General features: G+C 73.2%; 15 protein-coding genes. 8 read left to right on the top strand and 7 right to left on the bottom strand.

Translation table 11 applies throughout. The features are described 5' to 3' along the window. Positions 1-63: 63 nt before the first annotated feature. Together ACFC0Z_RS08945 and ACFC0Z_RS08940 are read left to right on the top strand one after the other, a co-directional pair. Positions 64-519: an Lrp/AsnC family transcriptional regulator gene (locus ACFC0Z_RS08945; RefSeq protein WP_376434325.1), complete on the top strand. Its 456-nt coding sequence runs from the start codon at positions 64-66 to the stop codon at positions 517-519. Beyond that, the gene (locus tag ACFC0Z_RS08940; protein ID WP_376435048.1) at positions 516-1,100 is read left to right on the top strand and encodes an HAD-IA family hydrolase; all 585 of its coding nucleotides are present in this window, start codon (positions 516-518) and stop codon (positions 1,098-1,100) included. The genes ACFC0Z_RS08945 and ACFC0Z_RS08940 overlap by 4 nt, the downstream gene beginning before the upstream one ends. Before the next feature lie 24 nt (positions 1,101-1,124). Here the strand turns inward: ACFC0Z_RS08940 and ACFC0Z_RS08935 are convergent, their stop codons facing one another. Further along, positions 1,125-2,060 (bottom strand): NADP-dependent oxidoreductase, encoded by a 936-nt coding sequence (locus ACFC0Z_RS08935; RefSeq protein WP_376435046.1) that lies wholly within the window; start codon positions 2,058-2,060, stop codon positions 1,125-1,127. A gap of 164 nt (positions 2,061-2,224) precedes the next feature. On the opposite strand from ACFC0Z_RS08935, the gene ACFC0Z_RS08930 reads away from it, so the two are divergent. Next, complete coding sequence (locus ACFC0Z_RS08930; RefSeq protein WP_376434323.1) at positions 2,225-3,178, top strand: GlxA family transcriptional regulator; 954 nt, start codon at positions 2,225-2,227, stop codon at positions 3,176-3,178. A 16-nt stretch (positions 3,179-3,194) separates the two neighbouring features. Here the strand turns inward: ACFC0Z_RS08930 and ACFC0Z_RS08925 are convergent, their stop codons facing one another. The 3 genes from ACFC0Z_RS08925 to ACFC0Z_RS08915 all read right to left on the bottom strand — a co-directional run bounded on the left by ACFC0Z_RS08925 (position 3,195) and on the right by ACFC0Z_RS08915 (position 5,535). After that, entirely contained in the window at positions 3,195-3,632 is a 438-nt protein-coding gene (locus tag ACFC0Z_RS08925) for an OsmC family protein (protein WP_376434321.1), read from the bottom strand. A 118-nt stretch (positions 3,633-3,750) separates the two neighbouring features. After that, on the bottom strand, positions 3,751-4,497 hold the full coding sequence (locus ACFC0Z_RS08920; protein ID WP_376434319.1) for a type 1 glutamine amidotransferase: 747 nt from the start codon (positions 4,495-4,497) through the stop codon (positions 3,751-3,753). A gap of 384 nt (positions 4,498-4,881) precedes the next feature. After that, positions 4,882-5,535: a class I SAM-dependent DNA methyltransferase gene (locus ACFC0Z_RS08915; RefSeq protein ID WP_376435043.1), complete on the bottom strand. Its 654-nt coding sequence runs from the start codon at positions 5,533-5,535 to the stop codon at positions 4,882-4,884. Between the two features lie 191 nt (positions 5,536-5,726). Between ACFC0Z_RS08915 and ACFC0Z_RS08910 the strand changes: the two genes are divergently transcribed. Genes ACFC0Z_RS08910 through ACFC0Z_RS08895 form a run of 4 tightly spaced genes read left to right on the top strand, consistent with a single transcriptional unit; the run spans position 5,727 to position 9,632 of the window. Continuing rightward, the gene (locus ACFC0Z_RS08910) at positions 5,727-8,111 is read left to right on the top strand and encodes a molybdopterin cofactor-binding domain-containing protein (protein WP_376434317.1); all 2,385 of its coding nucleotides are present in this window, start codon (positions 5,727-5,729) and stop codon (positions 8,109-8,111) included. Positions 8,112-8,142: 31 nt separating this feature from the next. Beyond that, complete coding sequence (locus tag ACFC0Z_RS08905) at positions 8,143-8,634, top strand: (2Fe-2S)-binding protein (protein WP_376434315.1); 492 nt, start codon at positions 8,143-8,145, stop codon at positions 8,632-8,634. 41 nt (positions 8,635-8,675) lie between these two features. Further along, complete coding sequence (locus ACFC0Z_RS08900) at positions 8,676-9,155, top strand: MarR family winged helix-turn-helix transcriptional regulator (protein ID WP_376434313.1); 480 nt, start codon at positions 8,676-8,678, stop codon at positions 9,153-9,155. A gap of 12 nt (positions 9,156-9,167) precedes the next feature. Next, positions 9,168-9,632 carry a MarR family transcriptional regulator gene (locus ACFC0Z_RS08895; RefSeq protein WP_376434311.1) on the top strand — a complete coding sequence of 155 codons (465 nt, stop codon included), beginning with the start codon at positions 9,168-9,170 and terminating at the stop codon, positions 9,630-9,632. A 56-nt stretch (positions 9,633-9,688) separates the two neighbouring features. Here ACFC0Z_RS08895 and ACFC0Z_RS08890 read toward each other — a convergent pair whose 3' ends face one another. Further along, positions 9,689-10,519: a hypothetical protein gene (locus ACFC0Z_RS08890; RefSeq protein WP_376434309.1), complete on the bottom strand. Its 831-nt coding sequence runs from the start codon at positions 10,517-10,519 to the stop codon at positions 9,689-9,691. Beyond that, positions 10,519-11,793, bottom strand: coding sequence for a VWA domain-containing protein (locus tag ACFC0Z_RS08885; protein ID WP_376434308.1), 1,275 nt, complete (start codon positions 11,791-11,793; stop codon positions 10,519-10,521). Before ACFC0Z_RS08885 ends, ACFC0Z_RS08890 begins: the two co-directional genes overlap by 1 nt. 249 nt (positions 11,794-12,042) lie before the next feature. On the opposite strand from ACFC0Z_RS08885, the gene ACFC0Z_RS08880 reads away from it, so the two are divergent. Next, positions 12,043-13,593, top strand: a complete 1,551-nt coding sequence (locus tag ACFC0Z_RS08880) for a SulP family inorganic anion transporter (RefSeq protein ID WP_376434306.1) — start codon at positions 12,043-12,045, stop codon at positions 13,591-13,593. On the opposite strand, the gene ACFC0Z_RS08875 is transcribed toward ACFC0Z_RS08880, so the two are convergent. Continuing rightward, complete coding sequence (locus ACFC0Z_RS08875; protein WP_376434304.1) at positions 13,556-14,359, bottom strand: endonuclease I family protein; 804 nt, start codon at positions 14,357-14,359, stop codon at positions 13,556-13,558. The two genes, ACFC0Z_RS08880 and ACFC0Z_RS08875, sit on opposite strands and share 38 nt — an antisense overlap. Between the last annotated feature and the right edge of the window lie 113 nt (positions 14,360-14,472).

Below are 14,472 nucleotides of genomic sequence, written 5' to 3'. Positions count from 1 at the left end.
GGCCTGAGGTGAACATTGCAAGATGAGATATGGTCCATGCAAGCAATGAGCGAATGGAGCGTTGTGGATCACATCGATCGGGCGCTGCTGGCCCAGCTCCAGCAGGACGCCACCCAGCCCTACGCCGCGCTGGGGGAGGCCGTCGGCCTGTCCGCCGGAGCCGCGCACGAGCGGGTACGGAAACTCCGCGAGCGCGGCGTCATCCGCCGCACCGCGGTGGAGGTGGACCCCGCCGCCGTCGGCGGCGGCGTCCTGGCGTACGTGATGGTCGACTCCACGTCCTGGATGGGGGATTCGGCGCGGGACTTCGCCGCGCTCCCCGAGATCCTGGAGGCGCACGTCATCGCGGGCAGCGCCTCGGTCCTGGTCAAGGTCAGGACGGCGACCACCGAACAGCTCCAGGACGTGCTGCGGCGGATCTACGCCATCGACGGGGTCAGCGGCACGCAGGCGACGGTGGTCCTGGAGACCTTCTTCGAACGCCAGGTGTCCCCGCTGCACACGGATGGGCAGACCTGAGGGCCGGCCGGCGGATCGAACGGGTCATCTTCGACTGCGACGGCGTCCTCGTCGACACCGAGCGCCTCGCCGTACGCCTCCAGACCGAACTCGGCGCGGAACTGGGCTGGCCGCTCACCGCCGATGAGGTCGTCGAGCGGTTCATCGGCCGCTCCAAGGAGTCGATCGTCGGACAACTCACCGAGCGGCTCGACCCGGTCGACGGAGTTCCAGAGGCGCTCGCCGCCCTCACCCTCCCGAGCTGTGTCGCCTCCAGCGGCTCCCACGAGAAGATGCGGCACACCCTCGGCCGCACCGGGTTGTACGAGCACTTCGCGGGCCGTATTTACAGCGCCACCGAGGTCCCGCGCGGCAAGCCCGCCCCCGACCTGTTCCTGTACGCGGCCCGACGGATGGGTGTCGACCCGGCGGCCTGCGCGGTGGTCGAGGACAGCGCCCCCGGGGTCGCCGCGGCGCGGGCGGCCGGGATGCGCGCCTTCGCGTACACCGGAGGCCCGACCCCCGCGAGCCGCCTCGAAGGGCCGGGCACGGTCGTCTTCGACGACATGCGGCTCCTTCCGGAGCTGCTCGCGGGATGCTGACGCGGACGCGTCCTCCTCACGGCGTTACGGCACGGTCAGCACGATCTTGCCCGTCGTGCGGCCCGTCTCGCCGAGGGTGTGGGCCTTTGCCGCCTCCGCCAGAGGGAAGACGGCCTCGACGTGGGCGCGGAGCGCGCCCGAGGCGGCCAGGGCGGCGACGGCCTGCATGCCGGCCTGGTCGGCTTCCACGAGGAGGTTCTCCACGCGGATTCCGCGGGCCGCCGCCTTGGCGGGTTCCTCGGGGTCGGTGCCCGGCAGGAGCGAGACGAGGACGCCGCCCGGGCGCAGGACGTCGAGGGAGCGGGCGCGGGTGTCGCCGGACAGGGGGTCGAGGACCATGTCGACGTCCTGGACGGCCTCGCGGAAATCGGTCTCGCGGTAGTCGACGACCTCGTCCGCGCCCAGCGAGCGCAGGAACTCGTGCTTGGGGGCGCTGGCGGTGCCGATGACGTACGCGCCGCGAGCCTTGGCGATCTGGACGGCGAGGTGGCCGACGCCGCCCGCCGCCGCGTGGATGAGGACGCGCTGTCCGGCGGTGACGGCGGCGGTGTCGACGACGGCCTGGTACGCGGTGAGCGCGGCGAGCGGCAGGGCGCCGGCCTGGACGTGGTCGATGGTTTCGGGCTTGTGCGTGAAGGCGCGGGCGGGGCCCGTCACGTACTCGGCGTGCGAGCCGACGCCGTGCGGGTACGGCAGCATCCCGAAGACCTCGTCGCCCGGCTTGAAGAGCGTGACGCCGAAGCCGACGGCCTCGACCACGCCGGACACGTCCCAGCCGAGGACGAGCGGCAGTCGCCCGCCGAGGAAGAGTCCGGACTCGCGGTGCTTCCAGTCGGTCGGGTTGACCCCGGCGGCGCGGACGGCGACGAGGATCTGGCTGGGGCCGGGTGCGGGGCGGGGGAGGACGGCCTCCTTCAGGACCTCGGGCGTGCCGTGGGCGTCCTGGCTGATGGCGCGCATGGTCGGGGCGGCGGCGGCGGCGGCGGCGGAGGCGGAGGCAGCGGCAGGGGCGGTGGCCGGGTTGGCGGTGGCCGTGGTGGCGGTGTTCGTCATGCGTCCCAGCCTCGCCGCCTGCCCCGGGGTCGTACCATGGCATGAATGCCAACTTCCGACGGGATCGTGCCATGAGTCTCCACCGCGTCGTCGTCCTCGCCCTGGACGGCGTCTATCCCTTCGAGCTCGGCATCCCCAGCCGGGTCTTCGGCGCGCTCCAGGACCGCTACGAGGTCCTGACCTGCTCGGTCGACGGCGAACCCGTCGTCACCAACGCGGACTTCTCCGTCACCGTCGGGCACGGTCCCGAGGTCCTCGCCACCGCCGACACGGTGATCCTGCCGCCCTTCGACCCCTCCCGGCTCTCCCGCGAGCTCCCGCCCGGCGTGCGCGAGGCCCTCGCGACCGTACGGCCCGGGGCGCGTACCGTCTCGATCTGCACGGGCGCCTTCGTCCTCGCCGCCGCCGGGCTGCTCGACGGCCGGCCCGCCACCACCCACTGGGCCGTCGCCGGCGTCTTCCGGTCCTGGTACCCGGAGGTGGCGCTCGACCCCGACGTCCTCTTCGTGGACGACGGCGACGTGCTCACCTCCGCCGGGGCCGCCTCCGGCGTCGACGTCTGCCTCCACCTCGTGCGCCAGGACCACGGCACCGCCGTCGCCAACCACGTGGCCCGGGCCTGCGTCGTGCCGCCGTGGCGGGACGGCGGCCAGGCCCAGTACATCGAGTACCCCGTGCCCCCGGCCTCCGGCCAGGGCACGTCCGAGACCCGTCAGTGGGCCCTGGAGAACCTCCAGGAGCCCCTGACCCTCGCTGAACTCGCCGGGCACGCCCGGATGAGCCTGCGTACCTTCGCCCGCCGCTTCAACGAGGAGGTCGGCACGAGCCCCGGCCGCTGGCTCATCCAGCAGCGCGTGGTGCGGGCCCGGCACCTCCTGGAGACCACCGACCTCGCCGTCGACGACATCGCGGGACAGGTCGGCTTCGCCACCGGCACCTCCCTGCGCGAGCATCTGCACGCGGCGATCGGCGTCTCGCCGATGGCCTACCGGCGTACGTTCCGGGGGGCCGTCGCGGCGGGCTGAGCACGAAGCGACGGGCTCATCCCTCGAAACCGGTCGTGCCGTCCGGCAGGATCGCCTCCACCCGTGCCCCGTGCTCCACCGTCCGGCTCACCGTGCAGAACTTCTCGTGCGTCAGCCGCACCGCCCGGGCGAACACCTCCTCCGCGCGCGGGTTGTTGTCCGGCAGGTCGAACTCGTAGCTCACCCTGATCCGGCCCACCCGGCCGTCGTCCTCAGGACCCGAGACCGACTCCACGACGATCTTCAGGTCGTCGTGGTCCACCGCGCGCGCGGTCCGGTCCACCACCAGGCCCCCGCAGCCGCCCATCGCCGCGAGCAGCAACTCGACCGGTGTGAAGGAGGGCTGGGACGCGGCGTCGTCGGCCGCGGCCATCCGGACCTCGGCTCCCCGGTCGTTCCGGGCGGTCCAGTCGCGGTACCCGTTGCGGACGGTTTCGATCCGGTAGTCGGCCATGGCGGCGGAGCTCCTTAGCTCATCAGAGGTACGGTCGCCCGCCACGCAACCCCACGGTCGCCGACGGGCCAAGCGGACGCGCCGGTCGCGCGCCCCCTCGCGTCCGAGTATCCGCACTTCAACGCCGGAGCGCCCGTTCCCGTACGACCCCGCCCCACGCCTCCGACACCGCGCCCCAGACCGTACGGAGTTCCGGCTCGGCCTCCCGTACCGCGCGCACCGCCGCCTTCGGGTCCCCGCCCCCCGCCCGTACCGTCGCGCCGTCGGCCTCCGCCCACACCGCGACCGTCTCCTCGCCCACCTCCGGGTGGAACTGGAGCGCCCATCCCGCGTCCCCGACCCGGAACGCCTGGTACGGGCAGTCGTCGCCGCTCAGCAGCGGTACGGCCCCGGCCGGCAGCCGCTCCACCTCGTCCCAGTGCCACTGCGCGGCGAGCGCCCCCTCCGGCACCCCGCCCAGGACGGGATCGCCGGCCGCCGCGGGCAGCCGCCGCAGCGGTACGGCGCCGAGCTCGGGACCCTGAGGACGCGTCACGACCGAACCGCCGAGCGCGTCGGCGACGATCTGACCGCCCAGGCATATCCCTAGCAGCGGGACGTCCTCGGCGACGGCCTCGCGGACGAGCGCGCGGACCCGGGGCAGCCACGGCGCGGCCTCGTCGTCCTCGCAGTTGACGGCCCCTCCGAGGACGAGGAGGCCGGCGTGCCCGCGCAGGTCCGCGGGGAGCGGCTCGCCCGTCCACGCCCGCACGACGTCGAGGCGGAGGCCGGCGCGCCGGAGGCGGTCGCCGACGAGGCCGGCGTCCGCGCCGTCCTCGTGCTGGACGACGAGGACTCGTGGCCCGGGTGCAGGCTCGGTCTTCATGGTGGTCACGCCTCCGGGGTTCTGTTCGATTCCCAGAGATGATCGCCGAAGTCGCGCCGTACCGGGAGTCCCCGGCGTTTGAGTACGTCCCCGTCCCCGTCTGAGTACCTCGCCCCATCCGCCCGCCGCCGCCCGCCGGTGGAATGGGGGCATGACCTACGACGCCCAGCGACGCGCCCCCCGGCTCCGGATCCGGTACGTCACCACCACGGCCACCGCCACCGGCGCCGCCCTCGCGGTCGCCCTCGGGCCGGTCGTGATCGGTGCCCTGCTCGTCCGGAACGCCGGCGGCGACCCCATGGCCAGCGTCAACGCCCTCATCGCGGGCGGCGGTCAGCGTGCCCGGATCTCCGGGGCGCAGCTGCGCTCCTGCGGCGGACGGGTTCAGTCGAGCGGCCTGCGCGCCAGCAGGAAGGCCTGGGGCGTCCTCTCGTCGGGGTCCGCCTCCCGGACGAGGCGGGCGGCCTCGCCGAGGCCGGCCTCGGCCAGGAGGTTCGCGACCCGGTCGGGGGAGAAGCGGTACACGTCGAGCGCGACCTCGTGACCGTACGCCTGGCGGAGCCGTACCCGCTCGTCGCCGACCTTGAAGGCGAGCAGCGCGAAGCCGCCGGGCGCGAGGACGCGGTGGACCTCGGCGAAGACGGCGGGCAGTTCGGCTTCGGGCGTGTGGACCGTGGAGTACCAGAGGAGCGCGCCGCCGAGTGACCCGTCGGGGAGGTCGAGCGCGGTCATCGAGCCGACCTCGAAGCGCAGCCCCGGGTACGTGTCCCGGGCGACCGCGACCATGCCGGGCGACAGGTCGACGCCGAAGACGTCCGCGCCGAGGTCCCGCAGGTGGGCGGCGATCCGCCCCGTCCCGCAGCCGAGGTCGGCCACCACGCGCGGGCCTCCGGCGGCCCCCACCCGCTCCACGAAGGCCGCGAGGAAGGCCCGGTCCAGGGGCCGGCGGCCCAACTCGTCGGCGAGCAGCCGTTCGTAGTCGGCGGCGACGGTGTCGTAGGAGCGGCGGGTGGCGGTGACGTGCGCGGATTCGGTCATCTCGGTCATGGCGGGACTCTATGGGCGGGTGCGCGGCCATGATCACGCCGGGCCCCCTACCGCGGCGATGCCTCGTCGAGGCCGGTCCCGCACGAACGGTCCCCGGACGTCCCTCACATGGGCGATGATCCTCCCCTCCGAGTGATTACCCGGCGGTAGCAGGACCGGGCATGGGTGAAAGGGCATACGGCATGGCGAGGCGTCACCCCGAGAGGGACGAGCACCCCCCGCGCGGCGAACGGGCGGACCGGGCGGACCGGGGCGAGCGGGAAGGGCCCGGCATCGGGCGTCGCCGCTTTCTCGGGTACGTCCTCGCCGCACCCACCCTCACCGTCGCCGCCGAGCTCGGCGCCGAGGCCTTCGTGCCCCGGCAGGCGCAGGCGGCGAGCGCGCTCGTGCCCTCGCTGCCGGGACCGGCCGAGCTCCTCGATCTCAACGAGCTCCTCACCCTCGCGGCCGCCCCGACCAGCAACCTCATCACCATCCGCGTCGACAGCGACGGCACGGCCCACTTCGCCCTGCCTCGTGCCGAGGTCGGCCAGGGCGTCACCACCTCCAGCGCCATGATCGTCGCGGAGGAGCTCGACCTTCCCCTCGACAAGGTGAAGGTCACGCTGGCCGACGCCCGGCCCGAGCTCCTCTTCAACCAGCTCACCGGCGGCTCGAACACCACCTACTCGACGTTCACCCCGCTGCGGGTCGCCGCCGCCCTTGCCTGCGAACGCCTCCTGCGTGCCGCCGGGCTCGTCCTCGGCGAGGCTGTCTCCACCCTCACCACCAAGGCCGGGGCCGTCGTCTCCCCGCTGGGGAAGGTCCTCGGGTACGGAGAACTCGCCGCGAAGGCCGCCGTGTTGACGGACACGGCCGTCGCGGTCGAGCTCAAGGAGCGTGCCGAGTTCCGGGTCATCGGCACCGCGCAGCGGCGGCTCGACGCGCTCGAAGCCGTCACCGGACGCAAGAAGTTCGCGATGGACCTCCAGGTCCCGGACGCCCTGCCCACCATGGTCTGCCGGCCGCCCACGATCAACGGCACGGTCCGCTCCGTCGCCAACCTCGCCGCCGTCCGCGCGATGCCCGGCGTCACCGACGTCGTCACCGTCTCCACCGGCGTCGCCGTCCGTGCCAGGACCTTCGGCCAGTGCGTCGACGCCGTCCGCGCCCTCGTCGTCGCGTGGGGCCCCGGCACCGCCGAGGGCGCCTCCGACGCCACCGTCCTGGAGAAGCTCCGCCGGGCCGAACTCCCCCTCGTCGTACCGCCGCTGCCGCTCCTCACCAAGGCGGTCGACGCCCGCTTCACCTTCCACTTCGCCAGCAACGCGGCCCTGGAGACGAACTGCGCCATCGCGGACGTCCGCCCGGACTCCGCCGAGATCTGGGGCTCGCTCAAGGCCCCGATCGTCGCCCAGGAGCAGATCGCCCTCGCCCTCGGCCTGCCGCCCGCGGCCGTCCGCGTCCACGTCACCGAGGGCGGCGGCTCCTTCGGCCGCAAGCTCTTCCACGACGCCGCCCACGAGGCCGCCGAGATCTCCAAGGCCCTCGGCAAGCCGGTGAAGCTCATGTGGCACCGCACCGACGATTTCCGCCAGGGCCGTACGCATCCGATGTCCACGTCACGGGTCCGTGCCACGTACTCGCTCGGCGAGGTCCTCACGTACGAGCAGCGCCACACCTCCGTCGCCACCGACTTCGGCCACGGCATCGGCGACCTCCTCACGGCGGAGGCGGCCCGGCTGCCCGTCGGTGATCTCGCCTTCTCCGAGACGATGTTCGAGCTCACCCAGGTGAGCCCGTACCACCTGGGCGTGACGACCCAGCTCCTCTCCGAGACGGACAAGGGCTTCAACACCGGCTCCATGCGCGGCATCTACTCGCCCAACGTCCGCTGTGCGCAGGAGCTCGTCATGGACGAGCTGGCGCGGCGGATGGGCAAGGACGGGTACGCGATGCGGCGCGCGCTCATGAAGGACCCGCGTGCCCGCGCCGTTCTCGACAAGGTCGCCGAAGTGGGGGAGTGGGGGCGGGAGATGGCGCCCGGGACGGCCCAGGGCATCGCCGTCCACGCCGAGTACCACTCCTTCGTCGCCGTCCTCGCCGAGATCGACTGCCGCCCGGATACCGTCAACCGCCAGATCCCGAACGCCCGCACCGGCCCCCGGGTCACCAAGGTCGTGTGCGCCGTCGACGTCGGCCTCGCCGTCAATCCCCGGGGCCTGGAGGCCCAGATGATGGGCGGGATCTCCGACGGCATCGCCCTGACCCTCACCTCGGGCCTCCACCTGCGCGACGGGCGCTTCCTCGAAGGCAGCTGGGACCAGTACTTCTACACCCGGCAGTGGAACACCCCGCCCGAGCTGCGGATCATCGTCATGCCGTCGAACGGCGAGAAGCCGGGCGGGGCCGGCGAGCTGGCCGTCGCCGGGGCGATGGCCTCGGTCGCCTGCGCCTACGGACGGGCCACCGGCGCCATGCCGACGGTCTTCCCCGTCAACCACGCCGAGCCGCTCCCCTTCACGCCCCTGCCGACCGTCCCGCCCGTGCCCGCCTCGCCCGTCGACGGCCGCGACCGCGCCTTCTGAGACGTACCTTCCGAGACCTGGAGCAGCACCCGTGCCGCAGCACACCTTCATCCTGAACGGCAAGGCCGTCACCGCCGACGTCGAGGGAGACGTCCGCCTCCTGTGGGTCCTCAGGGACGTCCTCGGCGTCACCGGGCCCAAGTACGGCTGCGGGGTCGGCGTCTGCCGGGCCTGTACGAGCCACCTCAACGGCAAGGCGTTCACGCCCTGCGCCGTCCCCGTCGACCAGCTCGCCCCGACCGACGAGGTGACGACGATCGAGGGCCTCCCCGACACCGTCGGGAGCGACCTCCACCCGATGCAGGAGGCATGGCTCGACCTGGACGTCGCCCAGTGCGGCTTCTGTCAGCCCGGCCAGATCATGGCCGCCGTGGCGACCGTCCGCAAAGCGCGGGCGGCGGGCCGCGAGATCACCGAGGCCGACCTCGACACCATCCGCAACATCTGCCGCTGCGGGACGTACCACCGCATCCGGCAGGCGGTCCTGGAGGGCGCGGAGCGCATGGGACAGCCGAGCGCATGAAATAGTAGCCATGGACATCATGTCCATGTACTCTATTTCCCATGAGCAAGGAGTCCCCGGGACCCACTCCCGGCTTTCTGGTGTGGCGGCTCGCCAACAAGTGGCGGGTCGCCGTGGACCGCGCGGTGGCCCCCCTGGGCCTCACCCACGCGCAGTACGTCCTGGTCGGCTCGCTGTACGGCATGCGGCGCACCGGCGAACGGCCCAGCCAGCGCCGGCTCGCCGACCACACCGGCCTTGAGGCGCTGTACGTCTCGAAGCTGGCCCGCGCCCTGGAGGCGGCCGGTCTGGTCGAGCGCACCCGCGACCCCCGCGACCCGCGCGCCGTGCAACTCGCCCTCACCGAAAGAGGCCTTGAGGTCGCGGAGCAGGCCGTCGTGGTGGTCCAGGAGCTGTTGCAACAGCTCCTGGAGCCGCTCGGCGGCCTCGACGCCCCACGGACGCGCGCCCTCACCGACGAACTGACCGCCCTGCTCGACGTCCCTCTCGCTCCACCCGTCTCGCACGACCAGAGCCACTAAGAGGAGAGCGCCATGTCCGCCACCGCCACCGCCACCGCCACTCCCGCACCGGCCGCCGACCCGCGCAACCTCGCACTGGCCCACTACGCCGCCCGCGCCGTCCTGGAACGCGTCCTGGCCCGGCACGGCTTCACGTTCCAGCAGCAGGTCGCACTGCGCGCCGCCATCGCCGCCGAGGCCCCGCTGACCCGGGACGAGCTCGTCGCCCAGGTCCACGGTTCCCTCAAGGCCGATCCGTCCGAGATCGGCGCCACCCTCGACGAACTGCTGGCCGAGGGGCTCCTCGTGGCGGACGGCGAGCGGCTCCGCCCCACGGAGCCGGGGCGCGAGCGGTTCGCCGCGGCCGGCGCCGAGGGTGCCCCCATCTCCGCCCGCGTCTGGGGCGGCATCCCCGCCGAGGACCTCGCGGCGGCGGGCCGCGTCCTCGCCCTGGTCACCGAACGTGCCAACGCAGAGCTCGCCGCGCTGACCGACTGAGACGACACGGGCCCGCGCCACCCAGGTGGCGCGGGCCCGTCTCCGTACACGCGAGGTCAGACCGTCGGCGGCACCTGGGACGGCCGCCCCGAACCCCGGGTCAGGACGTAGCCGCCGATCCCGGCGAGCGCCGCGAGGACGCCGCCCGCGGCGGTCCACAGCCAGCGGTCCGACCACCAGCCGGACGACCAGCCGTCCTCGGGGGCCGCGGCCTCCACGGCCGACGGACGGCCCGCGTCGGCGTCCGCCTCCGCCTCGTCGGCCGTCTTCGCGCCGGGCACGAGCGGCGCGGCGAGCGAACCGTCGGTGGCGTAGGCGCCGCCCTTGTCGAGGACGGTCACCCCGACCCGCGCCGCGATCGGCTGACCGAGGTCCTCCTCAGGAAGCCCGGTGACGGTCAGCCGGACGTAGTAGCTGCCGGGCAGCGGGTCGTTCGCCCAGGCGTCCGCCGAGCCGCGGACCGGCCGCAGGACGCAGGTCAGCGCGACCGAGCCGGCGTCCTTGGCGACGGTACGGGACTGGGCGCCGTACATGCACGGCTGGCGGCGGCGCAGCCCGTCGTACACGTCGATCCGCCAGGTGGCGGGCCCGTGCCGGAGTGCCGCGTCCGGCAGCGTGACCGTGGCGTCCACGGTCGGCCGCTCGCCGGTGTCGGCGGGGAACACCCAGTAGAGGTAGTCACCCGTGGCGGCCTGCGCGGTCGCCTGCTGCCCGGGCAGGAAGCGGGCGGCGGTACGGAACGTGGTCCCGGCCTCCGTCGGCCCGGCTCCGGAAGCGGAAGGGGCCGCGGACGGGGTCGCGGAGTCGGCCAGGGCGACGGGCGCCGCGAGGCCGAGGAGCGCGGCGCCGGCGAGGGCGGCCGTGGCGAGCATGCGGACGGTACGCATCAGTTGGTCCTCCAGACGGCGACGCGCCAGCGGGACACCCAGCCCCAGAGCAGACCGGCCAGGAAGCCGACGAGCACGAGCAGGCCGAGCAGCCACCAGCCGCGGCCGAGACCGAAGGAGGCCACGTCCGAAGCGGTCGACGGGCCGTCGACGACGTCGACGGTCAGCTCGATCGGCATGCCCGGCGTCGTCTTGACCGACGGGGGAGCGGAGAAGGAGTTGCTGACCTGGAGGCAGACGGTCTCGGCGGCCGGCTTGACGTCGTCCACGAGGTCGTCGTCGAGCTGCGGCTTCGGGTAGCGCAGGCCGGTCGAGATCACGTCCGTACGCCCGTCGCCCGCCTCGGAGCCGCGGACGATCTCGCGCCCGTGCCGGGTGACCGCGCGCAGCAGCACGCCGTAGTCGTTGTTGACGGCCCGGTCGGCCGACACGCTGACGGAGGCCCGCAGTTCCTGCCCGGGCAGGAGGTCCACGCGGTACCAGCGGTGCTCGCCGAAGGACTCGCGGTCCGTGTAGAGGCCGGGCTTCAGCTGCGGGGCGTCGGCGCACCGGGCCGCGCCCTTGGCGTCCACCGGGACGACGACCGGGTCGGCGGCGCGGTCCACCAACTGCCGTACGCGACGCGAGAGGTCCTCGGTGCGGTGGATCGAGGTGTACGTGCCTCCGGTGGCCTCCGCGATGCAGGTCAGCTGCTGCCGCGTCTTGGCGTCCGGCACGAGGCCCAGGGTGTCGATGACCAGGTGGATGCCCTCGGCCGCGATCTGGCGGGCGATCTGGCACGGGTCGACGCCGCAGGTGTCCTCGCCGTCCGTGATGAGCACGATCCTGCGGGTGGCGTCGCCGCCCTCCAGGTCGTCGGCGGCGCCGAGCAGCGCCGGGCCGATCGGGGTCCAGCCGGTCGGCGCGAGCGTGGCGACGGCCGTCTTCGCCTCGGTGCGGTCGAGCGGACCCACGGGGTAGAGCTGCCGGGTGTCCTTGCAGCCGCGCTTGCGGTCCTGCCCCGGGTAGTCGGCGCCCAGGGTCCTGATGCCGAGGGCGACCTCCTCGGGCACCGCGTCCAGGACCTCGTTGAAGGCCTGCTTGGCCGCGCTCATGCGGGACTGGCCGTCGATGTCCTTGGCCCGCATCGAGCCGCTGACGTCGAGGACCAGCTCGACCTTGGGGGATTCCTTCGCCACCGGCTCGTCGGCGGCCGCGCCCGTCGGCAGGAGCGCGGCGGCCAGGGCGGCGAGCAGTGCGCAGGCCCCGGTCGCCAGCCGTTTTCTCGTGATCATCGCCGGATCGTATTGATGATTCTCCGACAAACCCAAATCCCCGTCCGGACGTTGGGTGCGCACCCCCGCGTACGCCCTCCTTATGTCCTCGTGTGCGGGCGTCTGCGGTCCGATGCGCCCTGATCGCCCGCGCTCCCCGGGCGCCTTCCTCGACGGCGTTCGCGTCACCTTCCGGACGGTTCCGGTCGGAAACCGATGAAATCCGGGGGAACAGCCGGTGTGGTCCGGTCCACGGCGTATGACCTTGTCATGGGCTTTTCCTCTCCGTACCTCCGGCAGGACTTCGCCGCCTCCCTCGTCGTCTTCCTCGTCGCGCTGCCGCTCTGCGTCGGCGTGGCCGTCGCCTCCGGCGTACCGGCCGAACTCGGACTCGTCACCGGCATCGTCGGCGGAATCGTCACCGGCCTCATGCGCGGCAGCAGCCTCCAGGTCTCCGGCCCGGCCGCCGGGCTCACCGTCCTCGTCCTCGACGCGGTCCGGACGCTCGGCCTGGCCGCGCTCGGCCTCGTCGTCCTCCTCGCGGGGCTGCTCCAGGTCGTCATGGGGCTGCTGCGCTGGGGCCGATGGTTCCGGGCCGTGTCCCTCGCGGTCGTCGAGGGGATGCTCGCGGGCATCGGCCTCGTGATCGTGGCCGGTCAGCTGTACGCGGCCGCCGGGCTCGCCGCGCCCGACTCCGGCCCGGCCCGCCTCGCGGGGCTGCCGGTCGCGCTGGCGCGCGCGGCGACCACCGCGGCCGCGCTCGTGCCGCTGGCCATGGCCGCCGGCACGGTCCTCGTCATCGTGGGCTGGCGGCGCCTGCCGCCGAGGGTCCGGGTCGTCCCCGGAGCACTCGTCGCGGTCGTCCTCGCGGGCCTGGCGACGGCGCTGCTCGACCTGCCGGTCGGGACCGTGCGGGTGAGCGGCGTCCTGGAGTCCGTCGGGGTGCCCGGGGCGGGCGCCGTCTCCGCCCTGGCCGTCCTCCCGCTGACCGACCCTGCCCTGCTCGGCACCGTCCTCGCCTTCGCGCTGATCGCCTCCGCCGAGTCGCTGTTCAGCGCGGCGGCCGTGGACCGGCTCCACGAGGGGCCGCCCACCGACTTCGACAGGGAACTCCTCGCCCAGGGGGTCGGGAACAGTCTCTGCGGGCTGCTCGGGGCGCTGCCGATGACCGCCGTCATCGTCCGCAGCGCGGCCAACGTCCAGGCAGGCGCCCGCACCAAGGCCTCCCGGGTCCTGCACGGGCTGTGGCTGCTGCTCTTCGCCGCCGTGCTGCCCGGCACCCTGGAGTACGTGCCCCTCGCGGCGCTCGCGGGGATCCTCGTCCACGCCGGCTGGAAACTGATCCCCTTCCGGGGAGTCGTCGCCCTGTGGCGGGGCCATCGGGGCGAGGCGCTCGTCCTCGTGGTCACGGCGTCGGCGATCGTCACCCTGAACCTGCTGGAAGGCGTCCTGATCGGTCTCGGACTCTCCGTGGTCAAGGCCGCCTGGGACGCCTCCCACCTGAGGGTGGACCGGGCCGACGACGACGGGGAGGGGCCGGTCCGCGTCAGCCTCGCGGGCAACGTCACGTTCCTGCGGCTTCCGAAGCTCCTCGACACCCTCGAATCGCTGCCGAGGGACCGGCCGGTCGAGGTCGACCTCTCCGGTCTCCACCACCTCGACCACGCGTGCCGTGCCACCCTGGAGTCCTGGGCGGCACGGCATCGCGCGGCGGAGGTTCACGCCACGGCGGTGACGTCGGCGGGGGTGCCGGCTTCGACGGTGGCGCCGGCGGGGGTGCCGACTACCAGATCGCCTCGACCCACTCCGGGTGGTCGATGAACGGGTTCCGGTTGCCCTGGTAGGAGCTGTAGATCACGTCGTTGCGACGCTCCTCGAAGGCGCTCGGCGGGTCCTGCTCGTTCCACTGCTTCAGGATCGAGAGGCGGCCGTGCCAGGGGACGCTGCCGTTGGTCGTCGACTCGTTGGGCTCCAGGTCGGCGAAGGCGTCGTCGCCCTCGTACCGGACGGCCATGTAGAGGATCATGCGGGCCACGTCGCCCTTGTCGGCGTTGCGCGGCTCGAAGGAGTTGGAGTCGGTGTAGCTGCCGGTGGCGCCGCTGACGGCGGTGCCGCCGAGGTCCCAGTCCTTGTTGCCCCGGGTGCTGTTGACCTGGACGTCACAGGCGCGCAGGTGGTGGAGGTCCGTGCCGGGCCCGGCGCCGGTGCCGAAGTTGCCGTGGGACTGTGCCCACACGTGCTCGCGGTTCCAGTCGCCGACGGCACCGCCGTTGAGCGACTTGCTGCGGGAGACGCCGCTGTAGAGCAGGATGACGTTGTTGGTGTTGCTGGGGTCCTGGTCGGTGACCTTCAGCGCGTTCCAGACCGCGTCGTACGAGATCTTGGTCTGGCTGCTGATGATGGTGTGGAGCGAGGACTTGAGGCTGGTGCCGGTCTTGCCGATCGCGTTCTTGTAGTACGTGCTGTCGTAGGCCGTGGTCGTGGCGCTCGCGGGAGTCGCGGTGACCGTCGGAAGGGCGAGGGCGACGAGGGTGGCGGCGACCGCCGAGACCCAGACCTTCCATCTGCCTATGTGCGCAACGGACATGGGGGGACCTTTCCCGGGGGGATCTACGCGTGTTGACTGCTGTCAGCCGGGAGCGTGGCACAGCGAGCGGGTTCACCGTGTAACCGGGAGAAGACTTTTCCGTGACGTTCTCG

Origin of the sequence: Streptomyces sp. NPDC056144 (assembly GCF_042264145.1) — a bacterium.
Taxonomy (GTDB): domain Bacteria; phylum Actinomycetota; class Actinomycetes; order Streptomycetales; family Streptomycetaceae; genus Streptomyces.
The sequence above is the reverse complement of the archived record's forward strand: the minus strand, read 5'-3'. Positions and strand labels throughout refer to the sequence as shown.

Excerpts from the sequence above, each read along its gene's own strand:
- ACFC0Z_RS08935 (WP_376435046.1), bottom strand. The coding sequence starts at position 2,060 with ATGCGCGCCATCAGCCAGGACGCCCACGGCACGCCCGAGGTCCTGAAG.
- ACFC0Z_RS08930 (WP_376434323.1), top strand. The coding sequence starts at position 2,225 with ATGAGTCTCCACCGCGTCGTCGTCCTCGCCCTGGACGGCGTCTATCCC.
- ACFC0Z_RS08925 (WP_376434321.1), bottom strand. The coding sequence starts at position 3,632 with ATGGCCGACTACCGGATCGAAACCGTCCGCAACGGGTACCGCGACTGG.
- ACFC0Z_RS08920 (WP_376434319.1), bottom strand. The coding sequence starts at position 4,497 with ATGAAGACCGAGCCTGCACCCGGGCCACGAGTCCTCGTCGTCCAGCAC.
- ACFC0Z_RS08915 (WP_376435043.1), bottom strand. The coding sequence starts at position 5,535 with ATGACCGAATCCGCGCACGTCACCGCCACCCGCCGCTCCTACGACACC.
- ACFC0Z_RS08910 (WP_376434317.1), top strand. The coding sequence starts at position 5,727 with ATGGCGAGGCGTCACCCCGAGAGGGACGAGCACCCCCCGCGCGGCGAA.
- ACFC0Z_RS08900 (WP_376434313.1), top strand. The coding sequence starts at position 8,676 with ATGAGCAAGGAGTCCCCGGGACCCACTCCCGGCTTTCTGGTGTGGCGG.
- ACFC0Z_RS08895 (WP_376434311.1), top strand. The coding sequence starts at position 9,168 with ATGTCCGCCACCGCCACCGCCACCGCCACTCCCGCACCGGCCGCCGAC.
- ACFC0Z_RS08890 (WP_376434309.1), bottom strand. The coding sequence starts at position 10,519 with ATGCGTACCGTCCGCATGCTCGCCACGGCCGCCCTCGCCGGCGCCGCG.
- ACFC0Z_RS08885 (WP_376434308.1), bottom strand. The coding sequence starts at position 11,793 with ATGATCACGAGAAAACGGCTGGCGACCGGGGCCTGCGCACTGCTCGCC.
- ACFC0Z_RS08880 (WP_376434306.1), top strand. The coding sequence starts at position 12,043 with ATGGGCTTTTCCTCTCCGTACCTCCGGCAGGACTTCGCCGCCTCCCTC.
- ACFC0Z_RS08875 (WP_376434304.1), bottom strand. The coding sequence starts at position 14,359 with ATGTCCGTTGCGCACATAGGCAGATGGAAGGTCTGGGTCTCGGCGGTC.